20 protein-coding genes and 1 tRNA gene are annotated in these 21,381 nt (G+C 66.2%); 11 read left to right on the top strand and 10 right to left on the bottom strand.

From position 1 onward, the window contains the following. Positions 1 to 59 precede the first annotated feature (59 nt). From def to ABE472_RS05565, 5 genes are all read left to right on the top strand, one after another. Complete coding sequence (gene def / locus ABE472_RS05585; RefSeq protein WP_121040274.1) at positions 60 to 572, top strand: peptide deformylase; 513 nt, start codon at positions 60 to 62, stop codon at positions 570 to 572. Positions 573 to 671: 99 nt separating this feature from the next. Further along, complete coding sequence (fmt, locus tag ABE472_RS05580) at positions 672 to 1,595, top strand: methionyl-tRNA formyltransferase (RefSeq protein WP_346465839.1); 924 nt, start codon at positions 672 to 674, stop codon at positions 1,593 to 1,595. 1 nt (position 1,596) lies between these two features. Continuing rightward, positions 1,597 to 2,940, top strand: a complete 1,344-nt coding sequence (gene rsmB, locus ABE472_RS05575) for a 16S rRNA (cytosine(967)-C(5))-methyltransferase RsmB (RefSeq protein ID WP_313209057.1) — start codon at positions 1,597 to 1,599, stop codon at positions 2,938 to 2,940. Between the two features lie 26 nt (positions 2,941 to 2,966). Beyond that, on the top strand, positions 2,967 to 4,688 hold the full coding sequence (locus tag ABE472_RS05570) for a glycosyltransferase family 39 protein (protein ID WP_346465837.1): 1,722 nt from the start codon (positions 2,967 to 2,969) through the stop codon (positions 4,686 to 4,688). A gap of 111 nt (positions 4,689 to 4,799) precedes the next feature. Next, the gene (locus tag ABE472_RS05565) at positions 4,800 to 6,101 is read left to right on the top strand and encodes an O-antigen ligase (RefSeq protein ID WP_346465835.1); all 1,302 of its coding nucleotides are present in this window, start codon (positions 4,800 to 4,802) and stop codon (positions 6,099 to 6,101) included. On the opposite strand, the gene ABE472_RS05560 is transcribed toward ABE472_RS05565, so the two are convergent. Further along, entirely contained in the window at positions 6,086 to 6,904 is an 819-nt protein-coding gene (locus ABE472_RS05560) for a glycosyltransferase family 2 protein (protein WP_313209060.1), read from the bottom strand. The two genes, ABE472_RS05565 and ABE472_RS05560, sit on opposite strands and share 16 nt — an antisense overlap. Between ABE472_RS05560 and ABE472_RS05555 the strand changes: the two genes are divergently transcribed. Further along, on the top strand, positions 6,903 to 7,961 hold the full coding sequence (locus ABE472_RS05555; protein ID WP_346465903.1) for a CDP-glycerol glycerophosphotransferase family protein: 1,059 nt from the start codon (positions 6,903 to 6,905) through the stop codon (positions 7,959 to 7,961). The two genes, ABE472_RS05560 and ABE472_RS05555, sit on opposite strands and share 2 nt — an antisense overlap. Before the next feature lie 38 nt (positions 7,962 to 7,999). On the opposite strand, the gene ABE472_RS05550 is transcribed toward ABE472_RS05555, so the two are convergent. From ABE472_RS05550 to ABE472_RS05535, 4 genes are all read right to left on the bottom strand, one after another. Continuing rightward, on the bottom strand, positions 8,000 to 9,517 hold the full coding sequence (locus ABE472_RS05550; protein WP_346465833.1) for a PH domain-containing protein: 1,518 nt from the start codon (positions 9,515 to 9,517) through the stop codon (positions 8,000 to 8,002). Beyond that, positions 9,514 to 9,966, bottom strand: a complete 453-nt coding sequence (locus ABE472_RS05545; RefSeq protein WP_313209113.1) for a PH domain-containing protein — start codon at positions 9,964 to 9,966, stop codon at positions 9,514 to 9,516. Before ABE472_RS05545 ends, ABE472_RS05550 begins: the two co-directional genes overlap by 4 nt. A gap of 158 nt (positions 9,967 to 10,124) precedes the next feature. Then, the gene (gene ribA, locus ABE472_RS05540) at positions 10,125 to 11,258 is read right to left on the bottom strand and encodes a GTP cyclohydrolase II RibA (RefSeq protein WP_313209062.1); all 1,134 of its coding nucleotides are present in this window, start codon (positions 11,256 to 11,258) and stop codon (positions 10,125 to 10,127) included. 68 nt (positions 11,259 to 11,326) lie between these two features. Next, complete coding sequence (locus tag ABE472_RS05535) at positions 11,327 to 12,244, bottom strand: lauroyl acyltransferase (RefSeq protein ID WP_313219504.1); 918 nt, start codon at positions 12,242 to 12,244, stop codon at positions 11,327 to 11,329. 85 nt (positions 12,245 to 12,329) lie between these two features. On the opposite strand from ABE472_RS05535, the gene dtd reads away from it, so the two are divergent. The 4 genes from dtd (at position 12,330) to ABE472_RS05515 (ending at position 16,551) form a co-directional block, all read left to right on the top strand. Beyond that, positions 12,330 to 12,770, top strand: a complete 441-nt coding sequence (dtd, locus tag ABE472_RS05530; RefSeq protein ID WP_313219505.1) for a D-aminoacyl-tRNA deacylase — start codon at positions 12,330 to 12,332, stop codon at positions 12,768 to 12,770. A gap of 88 nt (positions 12,771 to 12,858) precedes the next feature. Beyond that, positions 12,859 to 14,706, top strand: a complete 1,848-nt coding sequence (gene rpoD, locus ABE472_RS05525; protein WP_137190476.1) for an RNA polymerase sigma factor RpoD — start codon at positions 12,859 to 12,861, stop codon at positions 14,704 to 14,706. A gap of 312 nt (positions 14,707 to 15,018) precedes the next feature. Beyond that, entirely contained in the window at positions 15,019 to 16,419 is a 1,401-nt protein-coding gene (yjjJ, locus tag ABE472_RS05520) for a type II toxin-antitoxin system HipA family toxin YjjJ (protein WP_346465830.1), read from the top strand. A gap of 56 nt (positions 16,420 to 16,475) precedes the next feature. Further along, positions 16,476 to 16,551 (top strand) — tRNA-Ile (locus tag ABE472_RS05515). A gap of 77 nt (positions 16,552 to 16,628) precedes the next feature. Here the strand turns inward: ABE472_RS05515 and ABE472_RS05510 are convergent. The 4 genes from ABE472_RS05510 to ABE472_RS05495 form a co-directional block, all read right to left on the bottom strand. Further along, positions 16,629 to 16,883, bottom strand: coding sequence for an AlpA family phage regulatory protein (locus tag ABE472_RS05510; protein WP_121040248.1), 255 nt, complete (start codon positions 16,881 to 16,883; stop codon positions 16,629 to 16,631). Continuing rightward, positions 16,870 to 17,274 (bottom strand): hypothetical protein, encoded by a 405-nt coding sequence (locus ABE472_RS05505; RefSeq protein WP_313209066.1) that lies wholly within the window; start codon positions 17,272 to 17,274, stop codon positions 16,870 to 16,872. Before ABE472_RS05505 ends, ABE472_RS05510 begins: the two co-directional genes overlap by 14 nt. A 55-nt stretch (positions 17,275 to 17,329) precedes the next feature. After that, entirely contained in the window at positions 17,330 to 17,653 is a 324-nt protein-coding gene (locus ABE472_RS05500) for a hypothetical protein (RefSeq protein ID WP_259462134.1), read from the bottom strand. A gap of 100 nt (positions 17,654 to 17,753) precedes the next feature. Beyond that, on the bottom strand, positions 17,754 to 18,311 hold the full coding sequence (locus ABE472_RS05495) for a DNA cytosine methyltransferase (RefSeq protein ID WP_346465827.1): 558 nt from the start codon (positions 18,309 to 18,311) through the stop codon (positions 17,754 to 17,756). Between the two features lie 69 nt (positions 18,312 to 18,380). Between ABE472_RS05495 and ABE472_RS05490 the strand changes: the two genes are divergently transcribed. Then, positions 18,381 to 18,896, top strand: coding sequence for a hypothetical protein (locus ABE472_RS05490; protein WP_313209068.1), 516 nt, complete (start codon positions 18,381 to 18,383; stop codon positions 18,894 to 18,896). A 192-nt stretch (positions 18,897 to 19,088) separates the two neighbouring features. On the opposite strand, the gene ABE472_RS05485 is transcribed toward ABE472_RS05490, so the two are convergent. After that, entirely contained in the window at positions 19,089 to 20,909 is a 1,821-nt protein-coding gene (locus tag ABE472_RS05485; RefSeq protein ID WP_346465825.1) for an AAA family ATPase, read from the bottom strand. Positions 20,910 to 21,381 lie beyond the last annotated feature (472 nt).

Raw genomic sequence — 21,381 nt, 5'->3', positions numbered from 1 at the left:
GTTGGCGATAGAATCTCGCTGTACGCCGCTTCGACCGGCGCCCCCTACCGGTATTTGCCATGGCCCTCCTGCCCATTCTCGAATTTCCCGATCCGCGCCTGCGTACCAAGGCTGCGTTGATCGATGCTGCCGACGTGACCACGCCGGCGTTCCAGACCCTGATCGATGACATGTTCCACACCATGTACGACGCTCCGGGCATCGGCCTGGCCGCCAGCCAGGTGGACGTGCACAAGCGCTTCATGGTGATCGACGTCAGTGAAGAGAAGGACACCCCGATGGTGTTCATCAATCCTGAGATCGTCGCCAACGAAGGCGGCCAGGTCTATCAGGAAGGCTGCCTGTCGGTGCCGGGCATCTTTGCCGACGTCACCCGCGCCAACCAGATCACCGTGCGTTACCTGGATCGCCACGGCGTGGCCCAGGAACTGACCACCGACGGCGTGCTCGCTGTCTGCGTGCAGCACGAGATGGACCACCTGGACGGCAAGCTGTTCATTGATTACCTCTCGCCGCTCAAGCGCGAGATGGTGCGCAAGAAGCTGGCCAAGCAGCGCAAGCACGTTGCCTGAGGTGATTGCAGCGACCGCCGCGCGGGATGACCGCGCGACGTGTCCTGTCGCGCGGCGCCGCACATCGGCGCCGTTTTACGTTCTGTTAGTGGGGTCGCCATGAAGATTGTCTTTGCCGGTACGCCGGCGTTCGCCGTGTCCTCGCTGCGTGCCGCAGCCCGCCACCATGAAGTGGTCGCGGTGTACACGCAGCCCGATCGCCCCGCTGGCCGTGGCCGTGGCCTGGCCCCGTCGACGGTCAAGCTGGAAGCGATCGCACGTGGCATCCCGGTGTTCCAGCCGGAGAGCCTCAAGACCCCCGAAGCCCAGCAGCAGCTGCGCGACCTGGCGCCGGACCTGATGGTGGTGGTGGCCTATGGGCTGATCCTGCCCAAGGCGGTGCTGACCATTCCAACCCACGGCTGCTGGAACGTGCACGCCTCGCTGCTGCCGCGTTGGCGCGGTGCCGCGCCGATCCAGCGTGCGATCCAGGCCGGCGATACCGAAACCGGTGTCTGCCTGATGCAGATGGACGCCGGGCTGGATACCGGCCCGGTGCTGCTCAAGCAGCACATCGCGATCGGCGCCAACGACACCGGCGGTCAGCTGCACGATCGTTTGGCCGCCTTGGGTGAGCAGGTGCTGTCCGATGGCCTGGGCCTGCTGCGGGCCGGCATCAAGCCGATCGCGCAGCCGCAGCCCGAGGCCGGCGTGACCTATGCGCACAAGCTGGACAAGGCCGAAGCCCGTCTGGACTGGGCGCAGGACGCCCACGCGCTGGCACGCACCGTACGTGCGTTCAATCCGTGGCCGATCGCCGAGGCGATGCTGGCCGGCGAACGCGTCCGCATCCATGGCGCGATCGCGCTGGATGACAACCAGGGCAAGGCCCCGGGCACGCTGCTGGCCGCCTCGCGCGACGGCATCGACATCGCCTGTGGCCAGGGTGCGCTGCGCCTGCGTGTGCTGCAGCGTGAGGGCGGCAAGGCGATCACCGCCGCCGACTACCTCAATGCCCGTCGCGATCTCGGCATGGGTGCCTGACATGACTAACGCGCGTTCCGGCAAGCCTGCAGGCCCCTACACCGCCCATACCGCCCCCGGCGTGCCCACCCGCGTGCTGGCCGCGCGCGTGCTGGCCCAGGTGATCGGCCGCGGCCGTTCGCTCAAGGCCGAACTGGCCACCGCCTTGCCGACCCTGGACGACAGCCGCGACCGCGCGCTGCTGGAGGCGCTGTGCTTTGCCGTGCTGCGTCGCCGTGCCGCGTATGACGCCGCACTGGCGCAATGGATGCCGCGGCCGCTGGGCGTGCGCGAAGACGAACTGCGCGCGCTGCTGCTGGTCGGCTTCGCCCAGCTGGACGCACTGGAGCTGCCGGCGCACGCCGCGCTCTCGGCCACGGTCGACGCTGCGCGTGCGATGGGCCGTGATCGCCAGGCCGGCATGGTCAATGCGCTGCTGCGCCGCGCCCAGCGCGAAGGCATTCCGCCGCTGCCGGCGCGCGATGCCTTCCCGCTGTGGATGGCCGAGAAGATCGAACAGGATTGGCCGGACGAGGCCGACGCGGTGTTCACCGCGAGCCTGCAGGCCGCGCCGCTGTGGCTGCGGGTCAACCGCCAGCACAGCACTCGTGAGGCGATGCTGCAGCAGTTGGCGGCAGCCGGTATCGAGGCTGAAGCATCGCGCGTGGGTGCCGATGCGATCCGCCTGCCGGTGCCGGTCGCGGTCTCCGCGCTGCCCGGGTTCGCCGATGGCGCGCTGTCGGTGCAGGATCTGTCTGCCCAGCAGGTGGCCGATGCGCTGGCGCCGCGCCCGGGTTCGCGGGTGCTCGATGCCTGCGCCGCGCCGGGCGGCAAGGCTGCCCATCTGCTGGAGCGCGATCCGACCCTGCAACTGCTGGCGTTGGACATCGATGCGCGCCGGCTCAAGCGCATCAGCGAAACGTTCGCACGCACCGGCGTGGGCCAGAACGCGAAGGTGCTGGCGGGCGATGCAACCGATCCGGCCAGCTGGTGGGACGGGCAGCTGTTCGACACCATCCTGCTGGATGCGCCCTGTTCGGCCACCGGCATCATCCGCCGCCAGCCGGATGTGCTGGCGCATCGCCGCGCGACCGACATCGAGGCGCTGATGGCCTTGCAGGCGCGCCTGCTGGATGCCTGCTGGACGATGCTTACCCCGGGCGGAACCCTGCTGTATGCGACATGCTCGATCCTGCGCGATGAAAACCAGTTCCAGGTCGAAGCCTTCCTGCAGCGCACCCGGGATGCGGGCTTCCTGCCGCTGGGAGAGGCGTATGGCCACGATTCCTGGGCCGGGCGCCAGCGCCTGCCCGGTGAGGACGGTGCTGACGGCTTCTTCTATGCGCGTCTGCTAAAGAAGGGTTGAACCGAACCCGGCTAGAATCCCGCCCCATGCTTAAAAACCGCGCATCCCGAGATTTCTGGCTGCTTGCCCTGATGGCCCTGCTCGTTCTGGGGGCCGGCCTGGGCATGCGTGATCCGTGGCCCTCCGACGAGCCCCGGTTCGCGCTGGTCGCCAAGCAGATGGTGGAGAGCGGGGACTGGCTGTTCCCGCATCGGGGCACCGAGTTGTACTCGGACAAGCCGCCGATGCTGATGTGGTCGCAGGCCGCGCTGTACTCGCTGATCGGCGACTGGCGGGTGGCCTTCCTGCTGCCCTCGCTGCTGGCCGCGCTGGGCACACTGGCCTGCGTCTATGACCTGGGCCGTCGCCTGTGGACGCGGCGGGTAGGGCTGTACGCCGCCTGGGCGCTGCTGTTCGCGCTGCACTTCACCTTCCAGTCCAAGAAAGCCCAGATCGATCCGCTGGTGGTGGTCTTCATCACCCTGGCCAACTACGGCCTGCTCCGGCATCTGCTCAGTGGCCCTGCGTGGCGCTGGTGGTGGCTGGGCTGGTTCGCCGCCGGGCTGGGGGTAATCACCAAGGGCGTGGGCGTCATCGCATTGCTGATGATCGTGCCGGCCGCCGTGGCCTCCGTGCTGGGCTGGCCGCGGGTCAAGCTGCATGTCCGCGACTGGCGGTTCTGGGTCGGGCCGCTGGCCTTCGTGCTGGCGATCGCGCTGTGGCTGGTGCCGATGGTGGTGACCGCACTGGGCAGTGGGTCGGCCGAGTACCGCGCCTATCTGGACGACATCCTGTTCCGGCAGACCGCCAAGCGCTACGCGCAATCCTGGGATCATCATCAGCCATGGTGGTATTTCCTGGGCACGATGCCGTCGATGTGGATCCCGGCCTTCCTGGCGATTCCCTGGGCCATCCCCGCCTGGCGCCGACGCCTGCAGCGCCGCGATGCGCGCTACCTGCTGCCGCTGGTGTGGTGGTTGTTGATCGTGCTGTTCTTCTCGATCCCCAACGGCAAGCGTGACGTCTACATCCTGCCGGCGCTGCCCATGTTCTGCCTGGCGTTGGCACCGCTGCTGCCGGGGCTGCTGCGCAAGCGCATCTTCCAGTGGCTGCTGGGCGGCTTCGTGGCGCTGCTGGCTGCCGGCCTGCTCGGCATCGGCATCTCGATGCTGCTGGGGCAGCCGGGCTTCGAGCGCAAACTGATTCTGGATCGCGGCATCGACACCGCGGTGACCTCCGGCCTGGGCTGGGTCGCGGTCGCGTTGGGCTGCTGGGCGGTGCTCACCCTGTGCATCGCCGGCGTGCGCCGCTTCCATCTGGCCGTGGTGGCGACGCTGACCATGGCCTGGGTAGCGTTCGGGCTGATCGGCTACCCGCTGTTCAATGACTCCAGTTCCGCCCGCGGCCTGATGCTGCAGGTCGGTCAACGCATCGGCCCGGAGGCCGAACTGGGTCTGGTCGCCTGGAAAGAACAGAACCTGCTGATGGCCGACCGTGAGGCCGCCACCTTCGGGTTCAACCGGCGTTGGGACCGGCAACTCGCCGACGGAGTCGCCTGGCAGGCCGCACAGCCGCAGCAGCGTTGGCTGCTGGTCCAGGAGGACGCGCTGCTGGCCTGCGTGGACCGCACCAGCGCCGAACTGGCCGGGGTCGCCAACCGTCGCCGTTGGTGGTTGGTAAGGCCGGGCGACATCCACGGCCCGTGTGTGGCCAGTGCCGAAGAACAGGCGCGCGAACGCGCGCTGCACCGGATCGACGGCGATGAGTGAATTCTGTAATGCTGGCCGCCTCCTCGGGCGGATACCGCAGGTCCGTGGGCGCCGGTCGCGTCCAGTGCAATCACGGGCGTGCATGCCTGCGTGTGGCAATCGAGGTTGGCAATGACGTTCTCCGCTGCATGCGAGCCGGCCACGCCCGTTTCCCTGCCGCCGCTGCAGGGGCGTGCCGGTGTGGCCCATTGGATCGCCACCGTGGGCCTGTTCTGCATGCCCGCGCTGGTGCTGACCCTGCCCCAGAACCTGTTGCCCTACGGCATCCTGTTGCTGCTGAGCACGCTGCTGGCGCCGGATTACCTGTGGCGCGCGCGTGGCCTGGCCGGGCAGCCGGTGAAGGCCCTGACCTGGCTGGTGGTGGCCGCGATTGCCTTTGCGCTGCTCTCGATCTATCTGTTCGAGCAGGGCCTGCGCGACATCGACAACCGCTCGCGGTTCGTGGTGATCCCGTGGATCGCCCTGTGGGTGTGTGCACTGCGGCCGGACATCCGCTGGCTGTGGGGCGGGGCGCTGGCCGGCCTGCTCGGCACCATGGTGCTGTCGATCCTGCAGGTGGCCGGCGGCGCGCCACGCGCTGATCTGAGCACCAACGCAATCGTGCTGGCCGACATCGTGCTGGTGCTGATGGTGCTGCTGGTGTTCTGCCGGCCGCACCAGCGCTGGACCTGGGTGATCGTGGGCATGGTCGCCGGTTGCGTGACCATCGTGCTCAGCGGCAGCCGCGGCGTCTGGCTGGCGCTGTTGGCACTGCTGGTGGTGATGGCGATGAGCCTGCGCTGGCGCACCGGCCGCGCGCGCCTGGGCGTGCTGTTGGCGCTGGTGGCGATCGCCGGCACCTTGACCCTCACCATCCCGAGCCTGCGCGAGCAGGTCCGCCTGACCGAGCTCAAGCACGACGTGGTGCGGATGGAGCGCGGTGACAGCGACTCCTCCGCCGGCGCGCGCGTGGAGCGGCTGCAGGTGGCCTATGAAACCTTCCTCGATCACCCGCTGACCGGCGTGGGGATCGGCCATTTCGACAGCGCCATGCAGCGCCTGCCGGTGTGCCGGGATGATCCGAGTGAGCAGCGTTGCCATCTGGGCCACGCGCACAACGATCTGGCCGAGTGGGCCGCGACCCAGGGCGCGCCGGGCCTGCTGTTGCTGCTGGCCATCTACGGCGTGCCGCTATGGGTGTTCACCGGCCTGCACCGGCGCAGCGGCGAGCAGACCTTCCGTGGTCCGGCGGCCGCCGGGATCATGGTGGTGGTGACCTATGTGCTGTGCGGGATCACCCAGTCGATGTTCGCGCATCAGATCACGGCCAGCTTCTACGTCACCATCGTCGGCCTGCTGGCCGGGCTGTCGATCGTCCAGGGGTACACGCGGCGCCTGGCGCTGGCGTCGGCCGGGACTCAGGCGCCGGGCTGATCCCGCGGCGGGTCGGTGACCGGCTGCCCGTTCTGCAGCATCCACAGCATGATGGTCTTCTGGCGCACGTAATTGGCGCGTACGTAGGCGTAGACCAGGCCGTGCCAGCCATCGCGGAAGCCGCCACGCAGCAGCAGCCCGCGCCAGAACCGCCACGCCGGCGCCAGGATCAGTTTGGGCAGGGTGGCGCGCTTGCCGCGCGCGAACTCGTGCTCGGCCATCATCCGCGCGTAGCGCTGGGTCTTGAGCAGCTGCTGCTCCAGCGAGCGATAGGGGTAATGGATCAGGTCGCCGCGCAGGGTACCCACCGCACCATCGACGCTGGCCGCCTCATGGATCTCACGCTTGCCGCGCCAGCCGCCATGGCGGCGGTCGAACAGGCGCAGGACCCGGTCCGGGTAGGCATTGCCATGCTTCAGGAACTTGCCGAAGTACGCGGAGAGCCGTGCGAACCGGTAGCCATGGTGGCCGGCGAAGCCGTTGGCCTGGGCGGACAGGATCGCCTCGCGCAGGGTGTCGCTGATGCGCTCGTCGGCGTCTAGGCACAGCACCCAGTCATGCGCGGCCTGCTCGACGCAGAACGCCTTCTGGCTGCGGAAGCCATCGAACCGGCGTTGCAGCACCCGCGCCCCGGCGGCCGTCGCGATCGCCACGGTGGCATCGGTGGATTGCGAGTCCACGACGACGATCTCGTCGCAGAAGGCCAGCGAGGCCAGGCAATCGCCGATGCGGTCGGCTTCATTGAACGCGATAATGCAGGCCGAAATGCGAGGCCGTTCAGTGGGAGCGGTCGAGGAGGACATGATGGCCGAGTACCTGCTGTTTGCGACGGAGCGTTATGCGCTGCCCATTCTCGCCCCTCTGGCGCAGGCGTTGCACGCATCCGGTCAATCGGTATCGGCCTGGTTCGCCGATGGCGCCGCCGGGGCCTCGCTGCCCGGCGTGCCCAATGTGGCCCTGAACGAGGCGCTGACACTGCGCCCGCGCGCGGTGTTCAGCGCCGCCAACTGGGTGCCGCCGTTCATCGCCGGGGCCAAGGTGCAGGTCTTCCACGGCTTCAACGTGCAGAAGCGCGACAGTGCCCGCGGCCACTTCCGGGTGCGCGGTCTGTTCGATCTGTACTGCACCCAGGGCCCGGCCACGACCACCCCGTTCCGCGAGCTGGCCGCGCGCGAGGGCCACTTCGCCGTGGCCGAGACCGGCTGGCCCAAGCTCGATCCGCTGTTCCGCGATGACGGTGGCTTGAGTGCCGGATTGCGCGTGCCGGCACAGGGCCGCCCGGTGATCCTGTTCGGCTCGACCTTCACCGAGCGGCTGAGCGCCGCGCCGCATCTGTACGAGCAGATCGCGGCCGATATCGGCCGCGGCGAGCACTACTGGCTGCTGACCCTGCACCCCAAGTGCGCCCCGGAGCTGTTTGAGCGCTTCCGCGCGCTGGCCGGTGCACATGCGCGCTTCATCGAGCCGGAACAGGTGATGGCCGCGCAGCGCGCCGCCGATGTGCTGGTCTCGGATACCTCCTCGATCGTCTCGGAGTTCATCGTGCAGCACAAACCGGTGGTGACCTTCCGCAACCGGGTCCCGCAGCCGCACATGATCGATTTCGACGACGCCACCCAGCTGCCGGCGATGCTGGCCCAGGCGTTGGATCCAGCGCCCGCCCTGATGGCCGAGATCCGCCGGTACGCGGACACCATCCATCCGTTCCGCGATGGGTATTCCTCCGAGCGGGTGATCGCTGCCACCGAGGATTTCCTGTCCGGTGAACTCGGCGCGCTCAAGCGCAAACCGTTCGGTGCGTGGACGCGTGGCCTGCAGATCCGCAAGGATCTCGGGTACTGGGGGCCAGCGAAGCGGTAGCGTCACCAGGTAGATCCACGCCATGCGTGGATGCGCTCCTACCAGCGCAGGCGACGCTTCGCCAACGCACGGCCCAACTGCTCGTACACCGCACGCGCCTCCGCTTCCGGCAGGTACTGCAGCACCAGCGGCGTGCCCATGCCTGCACCCGCGGTATCCAGCCATACGCTGGCGGTGCCCAGCCGGCGGTCCAGCGGCGAGCGGGTCAGGCGCAGCGCCTGCAGCTTGTCCAGTTCGGCAAAGCGCCACCAGCGCTGCCACCAGCCACCGCGCACGGCGACGTAGTCGTCATCCAGGTGATAGCCGATGCGCGCCATCTGCCGGTACGCGCGGAACGCCGACCACGGCAGCCATAGCAGCACCAGCGCCCCCCACGGCCCGCCGTACCAGATCGCCGCCGCCGTCAGCAGCGGAACCAGGCACAGCGCGCCCAGGCACAGCCGCCACCAGCCGCGCCTCTGCACCGGCTGCCAGCGCGCCGGCGGCCACTGCAGGTGTGGCAGCAGATGCTGGACCAGCCCATCGCAGACGGCCGGCGTCGCCAGCGGCGCCAGCTCACGCAGGTCGCGGCGCTCGCCTTCGCCGGGGTTGCCTGCAGCAATATCGATACGCAGTTGCCGGCGCTGGAACCAGCGCTGCAGCGCGCTCTCGCGCAATGTCCACGCCTGGATCCGGCGCCGCGCCACGCTGGTGCGCATGCGGGTTAGAAGCCCACTGGCCACGGTCAGCCGGCGCTCGTGCTCACTGAGCCGGAAGCCGTAATAGCGCAGCAGCGCGAGTCCCACCGACAACACCCGCAGCATCACCCAGAAGCCCACCACGGCGACCACCGCGGCCATGGTCCACAGCCACATTCCGGGATGCAGGTGGCTGGCATACCCGAAGGCCTGGCGGCCGCCGGCTTCGATCACATCGGAAACGCTGCCACGCGGGAACAACTGCACCATCGCGCCCAGCACTGCCACTACCACGACCCAGCCGCGGTTGGAGAGCAGGCCGATACGGACCACCTCGCCCGGGCTCAAGGCGAGCAGCACATCCTCGGCCGGTTCGGCCGCAGCGGCTTCGCCCTCGGCAGTGGCCGGCACTGCCTGGCCTCGCTGGCGTACCAGGCGCTCCAGTGCGAGCGCCTGATCGAGTTTGAGCACCCGCATTTCCGCTTCGGGGCGATGGCCACCGGCCGATTCCAGCTTCAGCTCGGCCACGCCGAACAAGCGGTGCAACGGGTTCTGGTGGACGACCACGTTGTGGATGCGGGCGAAGGGAATCTCGCGCCGATTGCGCGCGAACACCCCGCTGCGCACGGTGATGGCCGATGCGCCGATCCGATAGCGATAGGTGAGGTACTGCAGCACCGAGTACGCGACCAGCGCCACCACGGCGATCACCGGGCCGAGTGACAGCCACAGCTCATCGCGGTCGCCACGCTGGCCGAACACCACCAGCGCGATCAGTGGTACCAAGCCCTGGCGCAACTGCATCAGCAGCACGAACAGCCACGACCAGGGATGCAGCCGCTGCTCCGGCGCGGCATCAAGCGGCGGCGGGGTACTCACAGCGCGTCGTCGTCCTGGTCCAGCTGGTGCGCCAGGGTGTCGCGCAGGCGCTCGGCATCGGCGCTGTCCAGCCCACTGAGCGTGACCGCACTGAAGCGGCTGCCGGCGGTATGCACGACCAGCGTGCTCAACCCGGCGCTGCGTTCGATCGGCCCACGGCGCAGATCCAGGTGCTGCACGCGCGAGGTCGGTACACGGGTTTCGTTCTGCCAGAGCAGGTCGCGGCGCAGGCCGAGGCCTTGGGCATCCAGCCGCCAATACGTGCGGCGCTGGCGGCGGAACGCGAGGGCCGCACCGATCAACGCGCCGAGTACGACCATGCCGGCCGCACCCCACCAGCGGCCCGGCAGATCAAAGACCACCCAGAGCGTGCCGAGCACGCCGCCGAGCATCAGTGCGCCAGCGATCGCACCACCGAACGCGGCCAGCGAGGCCGAACGCAGCGGCATCGCCTGCCAGTCGGGGGCAGGCGGCAACGGCGGCAGGGGCGGCGGCACGGGAGTGTCGAGGAGATCGGACAAGGCAAGGCGCTCGGCTGGGGAACGGGCCGGGCGCATGCATACAGGTGCAACCGCCCGTGGCGCAGACGGTAGCAGGTTGCCGTGGGCTATTGCGCGGCCTGGATCAGCGCGTCGACATCGAGCAGATGGCCAGCGCGTTCGGCCTTGGTGCGCAGGTACTGCTCGTTCTCGGCGGTGATGTCGCCGGTGACCGGCACGCAGTCGACGACGTCGATGCCGGCATTGCGCAGGCGCTGGGCCTTGGTCGGGTTGTTGCTGAGCAGCTGCACGCGGCTCACGCCCAGGCCCTGCAGCATCGCCACGGCACTGCCGTAGCGGCGCTCATCGGCACCGAAGCCGAGCTGGGCATCGGCGTCGATCGTGTCCAGGCCGTCGTGCTGGTACCCGTAGGCGCGCATCTTCGCGGCGATGCCGGTACCACGGCCTTCCTGGTCCAGGTACAGCAGCACGCCGCCGCCAAGCTCTTTGAGCTTGCGCAGGCCGCGCCGCAGCTGGTCGCCGCAGTCGCACTTGAGCGAGCCGAACAGATCGCCGGTCAGGCAGGAGGAATGCACGCGCACCGGCACCACGGCGGACAGATCCGGGGTGCCCACGATGATCGCGACCTGGTCACGCTGGGCCACGCCGCCGCGGAACACCGCGAATTCGGTCATCCCGACCTCGCGCAGCGGCACCGGCGAGCGGGCCACCAGTTCATACGCATGCGCGGCCTGTTCGGCCCCCTGGCTCAGGTCGCACAGCGAGACCTGCGCGCAGTCGTCGAAGCGGCGGTCATCGGCGGTCAGCAGCACGCCGACCATCGCCGGCAACAACAGGCCGAGGCGGGCGATCTCCACCGCGCCATCGTCCAGCGCTTCGCCACCGGTCCAGCCCGGCGGCATCGCACCCGGGTCGCGCAGGTAGCTGAGCGAGGGCAGGGCATCGAAGTCGATGCCGGCCAGCGGCACGCGCGCGCCACGTTCGGCACTTACCCCGAGCACGCGGGCGCGGGTGGCGGTGAGGAACAGGTAGTGGCGATCTTCCGCGGCCGCCGCAAAGGCGCTGAAGCTGGTGCGGGTGCTGCTGTCCAGTGCGATGAACGCCAGGCGCTGGCCGTGGCCATCGTCGATCACCACCGGGCGGCCGGCACGCAGTTCGGCCACCGCGCGCTCGCAGCGGATCGCGGCCGGGTCGCCGAACAGGGAAGAAGCAGGGGACATGTCAGGGGCCGTGGGGGACATCGTGGTTTCCACAGTGGGGACGGATCGCGGCGATTCAATCGCACCAAGGGCGCGACGCTGCGTCGCAGTCAGTGCGGATGGTCCTCGGTGGCATAGGGATCGTCCTCGCCGCTCTGCGGTGGGCGCAGCGTATAGCGCTTGTAGGTCCACTGATACTGCGCCGGATCGCGCCGGGCAATGCGCTCGATGCCGGCATTGAGGGCGGTGGCCGCGGTGCGCGGGTCGGGATCGGCCACGGCAGGCGAGGTGGCTTCAATATGCAGGGCGAACTCCATGCCCGGGCCGATCCGCTCGCACCAGCCGTACAGCACGGTCGCGCCGGTGCGCTCGGCCAGCCGGTTGACCAGGGTCATGGTCAGCGCCTCCACCCCGAAGAACGGCGCGAACACGCCGTCGCCGGCCTTGGGCTGCTGGTCGGGCAGGATGCCGGTGGCGCCGCCGTCCTTGAGCACCTTGAACAACTGGCGCACGGCCGGGCCTTCGGCGCGCACCTGCTGCACGTTGTCGCCGCCGCGGACCAGCTGCAGGAAGGCATCGCCCACTTCCTCATCCGGCGCCTTGTAGACGATCGCGATCGGCCCGCGCGAGGCCAGCCACTGGTTGAGCAGCTCCCAGTTGCCGTAATGCGGGGCCGCCACGATCACGCCCTTGCCGGCGGCCAGGGCTGCGTCGTACAGCGCCTCGCCGTGGCGCTCGGTCAGGCGGGCCAGGTTGCGATCACGTGGCTGGGTCCACAGGCGCAGGGTCTCGATGGCCTGCAGCGCGGTCGAGCGCAGCACCTCGCGGTGGAGCACGGTGCGCTCGGCCTCGCCCATCTCGGGGTAGGCCAGCTCGAGGTTGCGACGGGTGACGCGGCTCTCACGGGCATTGAGACGTATCCACAGCCAGGCCAGCAGGGAGGCGAAGGCACGCAGCCAGGACCAGGGCAGGCGGGTGAACAGGGCAGCGGCGCGGTAGGCCAGGCGGGCAGTGGTGTGCGGTTTCATCACTGCAAAGTCTAGCCGCTGGCGGCCAGCCTGTCGGCGCGCGGGCGCGTTAAGGTAGTCCGCCTTCAGTTGCGGAGCCCTGCCCATGCTTGTTCTGATCCAGCGCGTCAGCGAGGCCAGCGTCCGTGTCGAGGGGGCCGTGATCGGCCAGATCGGGCACGGTCTGCTGGCCCTGGTGGGCATGGAGCCGGGTGACACCGAGGCCCAGATCGGGCGGATGGCCGATCGCCTGCTTGGTTACCGTGTGTTTGGCGATGAGGCCGGAAAAATGAACCGGTCGCTGCGTGATACCGGCGGCGGATTGCTGCTGGTCAGCCAATTCACCCTGGCGGCCGACACATCCAGCGGGATGCGGCCGGGCTTCAGTACCGCCGCGCCGCCGGCGGAGGCTGAACGCGGATTCAACCGACTGGTCGAGATCTGCAGACAAAAACACGCCCCGGGGGTGGAAACCGGCCAGTTTGGTGCCCATATGGTTGTCAGCCTGGTCAACGATGGTCCGGTGACCTTCCTGCTCAGACCCTGACCCCCGGGACCACCGCCCGGGCGGCGGGGCGCCAGGCTGGTATAATGCTAGGTCCTATTCCTCTCCCTGCCGGTGGCGCGAGCACTACATGGCCAACGAACGTCCTGCCCAGCAAAACGACATCAAGCTTCTGATCAGCAAGGGCCTGGAACAGGGCTACCTGACCTACGCCGAAGTCAATGATCACCTGCCCGACGACATCGTCGATCCGGAGCAGATTGAAGACATCATCGGCATGATCAACGGCATGGGCATCGATGTCCATGAAGTTGCTCCCGATGCAGAAACCCTGTTGCTCAACGATGGCAACACCGGCAACCGCGAAGTCGATGACACCGCGGCCGAAGAAGCTGCCGCCGCGCTGAGCGCGCTCGACACCGAAGGTGGTCGCACCACCGACCCGGTGCGCATGTACATGCGCGAAATGGGTACCGTCGAGCTGCTGACCCGCGAAGGCGAAATCGCCATCGCCAAGCGCATCGAAGAAGGCCTGGGCCAGGTCCAGGCCGCACTCGGCACCTTCCCGGTGTCGGTGGAATCGCTGCTGGCCGACTACGACGCGCACAAGGAAGGCAAGAAGCGCCTGGCCGAAGTGATCGTCGGCTTCAACGACCTGGTCGAAGAAGTCCCGGCCCCGGCCGTGGCTGAAGACACCAGCGACGACGCAGAAGACGACGCCGACGACGAAGACGACGGCGACGACGTTGAAGAAGAAGCCGGCCCGACCGGTCCGGATCCGGAAGAAGTCGCACGCCGCATGCAGGCCTTGAGCGACGCGTACACCGCGTTCAAGAAGGCCGCTGCCAAGGGCGACCGCAAGCCGCTGGCCAAGCTGCGCGACGACATGGCCGCCGTGTTCGTGACCCTGAAGCTGCCGTTGCCGCTGACCGATGTGCTGGTCAAGCAGCTGCGCGACGTCATGGCCTCGATCAAGTCCCACGAACGCCGCGTGCTGAACCTGGCGACCGTGACCGCGCGCATGCCGCGCAAGGACTTCATCCGCTCGTGGGAAGGCAACCAGACCAACCTGGAGTGGGTGGAAGACGCACTGAAGCGCAAGCAGAAGTGGTCCTCGGCCCTGCGTGACGTGAAGGACCAGATCATCGCCGAACAGCAGGCGACGATCGACATCGAGAAGACCACCTGGCTGGAACTGGACGAGCTGAAGGAAATCAGCCGCGCCATGGCCTACGGTGAAGCGCGTGCACGCAAGGCCAAGAAGGAAATGGTCGAAGCCAACCTGCGCCTGGTCATCTCGATCGCCAAGAAGTACACCAACCGCGGCCTGCAGTTCCTCGACCTCATCCAGGAAGGCAACATCGGCCTGATGAAGGCCGTGGACAAGTTCGAATACCGCCGTGGTTACAAGTTCTCCACGTATGCGACCTGGTGGATCCGCCAGGCCATCACCCGTTCGATCGCCGATCAGGCGCGCACCATCCGTATCCCGGTGCACATGATCGAAACGATCAACAAGTTGAACCGCATTTCCCGACAGATGCTCCAGCAGTATGGCCGCGAGGCTACGCCGGAGGAGCTGGCCAAGGAAATGGACATGCCGGAAGACAAGATCCGCAAGGTGATGAAGATCGCCAAGGAGCCGATCTCGATGGAAACCCCGATCGGCGACGACGAGGATTCCCATCTGGGCGACTTCATCGAGGACACCAACGTGGAGTCCCCGATCGAGAACACCACCAACATCAACTTGTCTGAAACCGTGCGCGACGTGCTGGCCGGCCTCACCCCGAGGGAAGCCAAGGTGCTGCGCATGCGCTTCGGCATCGACATGAACACCGACCACACCCTCGAGGAAGTGGGCAAGCAGTTCGACGTCACCCGCGAGCGTATCCGCCAGATCGAAGCGAAGGCGCTGCGCAAGCTGCGTCATCCGAGCCGGTCCGAGCAGCTGCGCAGTTTCCTGGATATCGATTGATCGATACCGGCGCACCGCGTTGAAACCCGACAGACCCCGCGCAAGCGGGGTTTGTTTTTTGGGGCGGGTGGCGGCGCGTGGTGTACTCGAGCCTAGCGGCGGCGCAGCGGATGGAGGGGTGTTCGAAGGGGTCGGGATCGCCAGGCTGATTTGGTGATTTCGTTGCGTGTTTCGTAACTTAATTACGGATTTTTTCTCGGTGTTCTCCGGGGTGATGTTATTTAAATCAATGGCTTGTATGTTTAATTGGGTTGCGGTTCGCCGAAGATTGGCGTATAGATTCGTAACTTAACTCGTCCCGAAACTCAGGCCATGGCCCGTCCCCGTACCGTCCAGCTCCAGACGCTGTTCGACAACCTGCCTGCCGGCGAGGTCGTATCAGCTGCCGATCTCGTCGATCGCCTGGGGGTTACCCGGACAACCTTGAGTCGTCTTGTCGCCGAGGCCGGGGACCGCGTGGTGCGACTTGGCCGCACCCGCACCACGGCTTATGCCGTCCGCCAGCAGACCGCCGCGGGCAGCGAGTGGCCGCTGTTCCGGCTGGGGCCGGACGCCACCCTTGAAGAACTGGGCACGGTCGTGGCACTCACGGGCGAGACCTTCCACGTAGCGACCACCGCCGCACGCCCCAATCTGACCCGTTCGCCAGACGAGACCGTCGACGGCCACTTCCCGGGGCTGCCGTGGTACCTGGACGACCTGCGGCCACAGGGTTTTCTCGGGCGTACGTTCGCGCATCGTCGCGGGCGTGACCTGGGCGTCCCCGACGACCTCAATCGATGGCAATTGGGTGACACCCTGCAGGCGCTGGTGCGTGCAGGCGGCACCGAGATCGGTGATCTCCTGCTGGGCGGCGATGCCGTGCAGATGGCGTTGCGCGCGCTCGATGCGCCTGGCGATCATGTCCTGGCCGGGCAGCGCGCACGTCGTTATCCCGAGCGCGCGGCGGCGGCACTGGAAGGCGAAGACGTCGGATCGTCGCCGGGTGGCGAGCAACCGAAGTTCACTGCCACGGTGGAGCATGAGGGAGGGCGCTATGCGGCGCTGGTGAAGTTCGCGCAGCCCACCGCAGGCGAGGCCGCAGAACGCTGGGCAGACCTGCTGGTCTGCGAGCACCTCGCCCTGCAGTGCCTGCGCGACGCCGGCGTGCCGGCAGCAGCGTCCGAGATCCTCCAGACCGACACGCACACGTTCCTGGAAGTGCAGCGCTTCGACCGCACTGTCGACGTGCTCGGCCGGCGTGGCTTCGTCTCGCTGCTGGCGCTGTCCTCGGCCTTCGCTGGTGACGTGACCGTGGACTGGGGGACGGCTGCCGACGCGCTGCTGACGCAGGGCTGGGTCGATCGCGACGCGCAGGCCGCGATGGGAAGGCTGCATGCGTTCGGCCGACTCATCGGCAACAGCGACATGCATCAGGGCAATCTGGGTTTCCACCTGGTCGATCGCGGCCCGCTGCCGTTGGCGCCCGCGTATGACATGCTGCCGATGTCACTGGCACCCTCGCGCACAGGGGTGCTGCGTGCGGCTGCGCCGCTCGCCTCCATCGCGCCGGAGCGCAGCGGCCAGCTCGCACACCTGCACTGGGCAGCGCCGCTGGCAGTGGACTACTGGCAACGTGTGGCCGGTTCGGCGCTGCTGCGCTCGGGCGTGCTGCGTGACCTGGCGGCGGAGAATGCGCGTCGGGTGCAGGCGATGGGGCAGCGTTTCGGCTGATGTGAGGATTGCAGTGGAAAGCGCCTGCGGGCCTCCACTACACTGTGCGGCCGCAAGGGCCTATAGCTCAACGGTTAGAGCAGAGGACTCATAATCCTTTGGTTGAAGGTTCGAATCCTTCTGGGCCCACCATCGAATCAGGCACTTAGGATCAACCGCAGTGCCCTCGTCGTCAAGCCTGCGCCGTCCGGTGACCGCTCGGTGACCGTTTAGGCTCCGCTGCCGTCACAGTTGGCCGCCACCTGCACCGCGTTCTCCGGGGTCCACAGAGGGGCGCGACGGCGTGCGTGGATCCACCGCTGAACATCGCTCTGATACCAGCGCGTTCCGCCACCGATCTTGTGCTTGGGTGGGAACGTCCCCTTTTCCATCTCGCGGTAGATGTAGCTCTTCTTCATCCCGGTTTGGGCTTCAACCTGCTCGAGCTTCAGCAGGACTTCGGGGATAGTTTCAGCTGCGCCCATGACGAGCCTCCGTTTCTTCAGATGGGAATATCGGCAGCAGCGCGGCTTGTGACGCCGCGCGGGCGGTGTTCACCTGGTTTGCGATCTGCATCAGATCCAGGGTTGGGTCGTTGAATAGGGCCAGGCCGATCTGGGCCGTCAGCCTCTGGCTCGCTGTTTCCGCCAGCGGAGCCGGCGTGTCGATCGTGGCGACGGCGTAAGCGCGCCAAGCATCGCGGGCGGCCTGCAGCTGCGGCTCTCCCACGAACGTGAAAGTCAGCGACCATCCGCCGCCGGCGCACTGTTCCGCACTGGTGAGGGCGGTTTCAAGTGCTGCTGCAACCGCGATCGCAGTGCGCTGCTGGTGGGCCAGTGGAGATCGGCTCTCCGTGGCGATGTGCTCATTTTTCAAGGCTATTCCTCCTTCCTATGCATTTCGATGGATCTGCACGTGCTTCTGCGATTGCTCAAACATCCCCCTGCAGCAGCATCGATGGGTCGATACTCCAGCCGGCCTCGCGCGCGGCGCGGAGGCGCAGATCGTTGGCGTCGAATTCATCCAGCTGCAGAAGGGTGATCACCCCCTCGACTTGGCGCGGAAGCAGAGGCCGGCTGCGGCCGAACACGCGCCATACGCTGAGTACTTTGCAGTCCCATGCGGGCGCGAGGCAGGACAACTGCTTCCCGTGCTCGCGGCAGTACCGGCGGATCATGTCGCGCACTGTGACGTGCGCGGGGGCGGCGCCGCGCAGGGCGGCGCGTACGGATGCGGCTTTGGGGCCGGGGCTCATGGGACGTCTCCAAGTGCCAGGCCGAGTCCAAGCTGCCGTCGAGTACGCGCCTCTCCGATCAACACGCGCGCTGTGTGCTTGGCTTGGGTGATGGGGTTCATCAGGCCACCTCCGCCAGCGGCAGCGCCACCTGGTCCAGGTTTGCCTCTGCCAGGGCGCGCAGCGGCGGCGGGCTGACGCTGTTGCCGACCATGCGTACGGCCGCGCTGGTGGTCAGCGGCGTGCCGTTGGCAGTGCGATCGATGATGTAGCCCACCGGGAAGCCCTGCGCGCGGTAGAGCTCGTGCGGCTTCAGCATGCGAAGGCCGATATCCACGATGACGTAGGGCGTGCCCTTGATCACCACCGTGACCAGCGCCAGCCGGTCTTTCGTGGTGATGGTGTCGGCGGGGTTGGTCAGGCTCGGCACGTTGGCGCCGGTGCCGTAGTACTTCACCAGGAACGCGGCAACACGCAGCGCGCCTTCCTGGTGCTCCGGCGACAGCTGGGCCAGGTCTGCGGTTACCAGCTGCTGCTGGCTGCCGGTGGCGGTGATCGTGCTGAACGGGTCGCGCGCATCGCGCCCGCCGCCCTCGTAGAAGCCACCGTTGGCCTGCTCCAGGAATGCAGTGGCCAGCGCGTGGTGCTCACCCTGCGCTTGCGGGTCCGCGCCGGCCATGCCCGGGCATGGACGCACAAGCCCCACGCGCTGGCAGCGCCGCCGGCGGCCCGAGTGGTGCGCGGCCGAATGCCGGTGTCGGAACCCGCCCTGCAGCGAGATCCGCTCGAGCTGATCGCCCGCATGTTGGTCGGTGGTAGCTTCCGCGAGCCCTCGGATGGCAGGTCAACGATGCCACCGCTGACGGCCGCCGACATCGCCGGTGCCGTCGGCATGATGCGTGATTCAGTGGCCAAGCAGGCGGTGCTGGCGGTGGCGCTGCGCGGGCAGGGCGTGTCTCTGTCGTCGCTGGGGCGCTCTTTGGCCAGGCGGGTGATGCGGCAGATTCAGTGGCAGCGACGCGCCGGCGCCAAGGCTGCGCTTCGCATGGATAGCCCAGCCGACCGATGGCGCATGAGGCTGGTGCTACAGGACGCGGTGAACGACCTGGTGTGGCCGGAAGGGAAGGTCGCTGCACAGGATGCGGCCAAGGCTGCGAAGATGCGAAAGGGCGAGTACCTGCGCGTGTATGGGATCGCTGCCGCAACGCTTCGCCAAGCGCTGGAAGATGGGCGAAAGGAGTTCAGCGGCAGGGTGTTCAACTGAGTGTGGTGGTAGGTTATCAACACCACCAATACTTACTGATGCCGCCCCGTGACGCTTCGAAGCAGAGACATAGGGCGGCGGCAAGTTGAGTGGATCATTTGATAGGCCAATCTAGCCGATTCCCCCTTTCGGCCAGAGGCGGAAATCCAGAAGCTTGGAGGCAGGTGTAGGGGGTTGAGCCGGGCGTAGAAACTATGCAATCAGGGCCTTTACCAAATCTCTCCAGCCCCCGCTTCTGAGTGCATTCGCAGCATGCAACTCTCTGACCACGTCCTGCAGGACCTCAGGCTGGTGAGCCAAGCCATGTAGGGCATTGGAAAGAGTAGGGGTTCGATTGGCAGACTGAACCGGCCCAGCCAGAACCTTATGGTGGATCAACTTCTGCTCTACTAAGGTCTGCGCTTCAGCAGAAGAAAGCAGTATGTCTTCCGGGGCACCAGACCAGAGCCAAAGGTTGGCCTTCGCAAGTATCGGCCGAGCTGCGCGAATGACGCTCCGCGAAAAAAGTTGCTTGAGCGTAGCAATCTCAGTTCCACTGAGTACGCCACTTCGCGCGAGATGCTTTCCTAGTATTGAGTCATCAAAACTAGGTTCAAACGGCGTTGCGGTTCGCGCAACCTCATTCTGCAGACCGGCAATGAGCTTCTGAGCCTTTGTCTGCTTTTGGGTTGTTGCCTGGACGTGCCCAGCAATAGTTGCTAACGCATCAGTAATGGCTTGCGCCTGCGCAGGAGAGAGGTACTTCTTCATCAACGGCTTCCTGGTGTCCTCCGTTGCATCCCAGTCAAACACGCCTATCCACGTCGCACCTAGTTCTTCCAGCAGCAGACAAAGCTCCGAAACCTGCTCTTTTCCTCCTGCAGGAACGACCAACAAATCATGATGGTCTGGTGATCGCCCCGAATGAAGCTCTACCAATTCCCGGATCAGCGTCACATCCGTTGGCCCTTCAACAACAACAATCCGCTTCGATAGTAGTGACTCAGCTGGCCGCAGACCGAACTTGCCCATGGCGAGCCGAAGCTCTCGATCACCTCGCTTGATTTGGATCGATCGCGCGACTGTGTGCCTAGACGAGTCAGCTTTGAGAGGCAACCAGTCTGTGGTCAAGAACTGATTCATCAGGTAAGGGGAATGCGTCGTGATGAAGGCTTGCGATTCCTGAGATAGACATTCTTTCAGCTCATCAGCAATCGCCATCAGCGACGTGGGGTGGAGATGGTTATCAGGCTCTTCAAAGAGATAGAGAACAAACTTCCCTATAGTTGTCCCCAATTGCCTGTAGAGGCTCAGAATCACGGAGCTCTGGTGCCCAGTGCCAAGCTTCTCAAGACTGAACTCCCGGCCGTCGACCTTGACGTTGATAGTAGCCATCGGCAAGATCGATTCCATTCCGATCGCATCAGCATCCACTGAGAGCGCATCAATACGTAACAAATTTCTGGCTGTGGCTTGCGAGCCGGAAAGAACCTGGCGACCGCTCTGAGTAACTTGTTCTCGGACCCGCTGACTTAGCTGGACGAACGAATTGGTGCCGCGAAGCTTCCGTATGTTGGCGGCCAGTGTGGCCCGGAATGGGTCTAGCCCTCCGGCTGCTAGATCCCGGATTGGCGGGACGTGCACAATTACGACTTCATCAAGAAGCAGCTTGCGCCTCGCAACGTCGGCTAGTTGCCCGTTAATGTGACACGTCACCGTGCCATTTCTCTTAACCTTGATCCGATAGGTGAACGGCGTGCCGTTCGGGATCGCAAGCGCGGCGGAAATTCCTGCGGTAGGTTGATCAAAAGAGATCGTGACCGAGATAGTCGCGTTTGGGCCAGCGGTGGAAGTACAAAAGTTTGAGGCCATCCTGTCCGCGCTGAAGGACGGCAGGAATGCAAACTTCAGCGCACGTAAAATATTTGACTTGCCACAGCTATTCGGCCCGCAAATGATCGCGGACTGTGACGGATCCCCTTCAAAGCTGTATATCGACCTGAAATTTGAGATCTCTAGCTTAGTTATGTGCATTCCATGCCCCGCGTAAAGGTGGATTTGATTTAGTGGCAGATACTAGTTCATGGCGGCACCGAGGGCATAGGTCAGGGTCCGTTGTGTTGAGCCTGACCCCATCACCGGCCCAGTACGCTTCCGCGAACAGGATTCGTCGTGGTAAAGCTCTGCCTCTGCGAATTCTACTAAGGTGCCCGTCCCGACTTGGCGTCAGGCAGCGCTCCAACGCTTGTAGTGTGCTTTGAGGCGATTTCCGCTGCCACCGGACGACACCCTGAGACGCTCACCCGATTGCTCCTCGGGTCGCTGGGACAGCTTGGGTTCGCGATTCTTGGAGCGACCGTCATCGGCCACAAGCAGTCGTTGGAGTGCCGAGCTCTAAGATGATTGCCGTTAAGCAACATTACCGCATTCGCCGCGAAACTTACCGCATTCGTCCGACTGCGGTAAGGAACCTTACCGCAGTTGCAGCGGGAACCCGACTTAGGCC

The sequence above is a fragment of the Stenotrophomonas sp. TWI809 genome (assembly GCF_039673205.1).
Taxonomy (GTDB): Bacteria; Pseudomonadota; Gammaproteobacteria; order Xanthomonadales; family Xanthomonadaceae; genus Stenotrophomonas.
This window is presented reverse-complemented; position numbering and strand designations above follow the sequence as displayed.

What these genes read in the sequence shown, in the direction of transcription:
- dtd (WP_313219505.1), top strand. Translation starts at nt 12,330, where the DNA reads ATGCTTGTTCTGATCCAGCGCGTCAGCGAGGCCAGCGTCCGTGTCGAG.
- ABE472_RS05545 (WP_313209113.1), bottom strand. Translation starts at nt 9,966, where the DNA reads ATGCCGCTGCGTTCGGCCTCGCTGGCCGCGTTCGGTGGTGCGATCGCT.
- yjjJ (WP_346465830.1), top strand. Translation starts at nt 15,019, where the DNA reads ATGGCCCGTCCCCGTACCGTCCAGCTCCAGACGCTGTTCGACAACCTG.
- ABE472_RS05485 (WP_346465825.1), bottom strand. Translation starts at nt 20,909, where the DNA reads ATGCACATAACTAAGCTAGAGATCTCAAATTTCAGGTCGATATACAGC.
- ABE472_RS05565 (WP_346465835.1), top strand. Translation starts at nt 4,800, where the DNA reads ATGACGTTCTCCGCTGCATGCGAGCCGGCCACGCCCGTTTCCCTGCCG.
- ABE472_RS05500 (WP_259462134.1), bottom strand. Translation starts at nt 17,653, where the DNA reads ATGAGCCCCGGCCCCAAAGCCGCATCCGTACGCGCCGCCCTGCGCGGC.
- ABE472_RS05510 (WP_121040248.1), bottom strand. Translation starts at nt 16,883, where the DNA reads ATGGGCGCAGCTGAAACTATCCCCGAAGTCCTGCTGAAGCTCGAGCAG.
- ribA (WP_313209062.1), bottom strand. Translation starts at nt 11,258, where the DNA reads ATGTCCCCCACGGCCCCTGACATGTCCCCTGCTTCTTCCCTGTTCGGC.
- ABE472_RS05560 (WP_313209060.1), bottom strand. Translation starts at nt 6,904, where the DNA reads ATGTCCTCCTCGACCGCTCCCACTGAACGGCCTCGCATTTCGGCCTGC.
- def (WP_121040274.1), top strand. Translation starts at nt 60, where the DNA reads ATGGCCCTCCTGCCCATTCTCGAATTTCCCGATCCGCGCCTGCGTACC.
- rsmB (WP_313209057.1), top strand. Translation starts at nt 1,597, where the DNA reads ATGACTAACGCGCGTTCCGGCAAGCCTGCAGGCCCCTACACCGCCCAT.
- ABE472_RS05495 (WP_346465827.1), bottom strand. Translation starts at nt 18,311, where the DNA reads ATGGCCGGCGCGGACCCGCAAGCGCAGGGTGAGCACCACGCGCTGGCC.
- ABE472_RS05535 (WP_313219504.1), bottom strand. Translation starts at nt 12,244, where the DNA reads ATGAAACCGCACACCACTGCCCGCCTGGCCTACCGCGCCGCTGCCCTG.
- ABE472_RS05490 (WP_313209068.1), top strand. Translation starts at nt 18,381, where the DNA reads ATGCCGGTGTCGGAACCCGCCCTGCAGCGAGATCCGCTCGAGCTGATC.
- ABE472_RS05570 (WP_346465837.1), top strand. Translation starts at nt 2,967, where the DNA reads ATGCTTAAAAACCGCGCATCCCGAGATTTCTGGCTGCTTGCCCTGATG.
- rpoD (WP_137190476.1), top strand. Translation starts at nt 12,859, where the DNA reads ATGGCCAACGAACGTCCTGCCCAGCAAAACGACATCAAGCTTCTGATC.
- fmt (WP_346465839.1), top strand. Translation starts at nt 672, where the DNA reads ATGAAGATTGTCTTTGCCGGTACGCCGGCGTTCGCCGTGTCCTCGCTG.
- ABE472_RS05555 (WP_346465903.1), top strand. Translation starts at nt 6,903, where the DNA reads ATGATGGCCGAGTACCTGCTGTTTGCGACGGAGCGTTATGCGCTGCCC.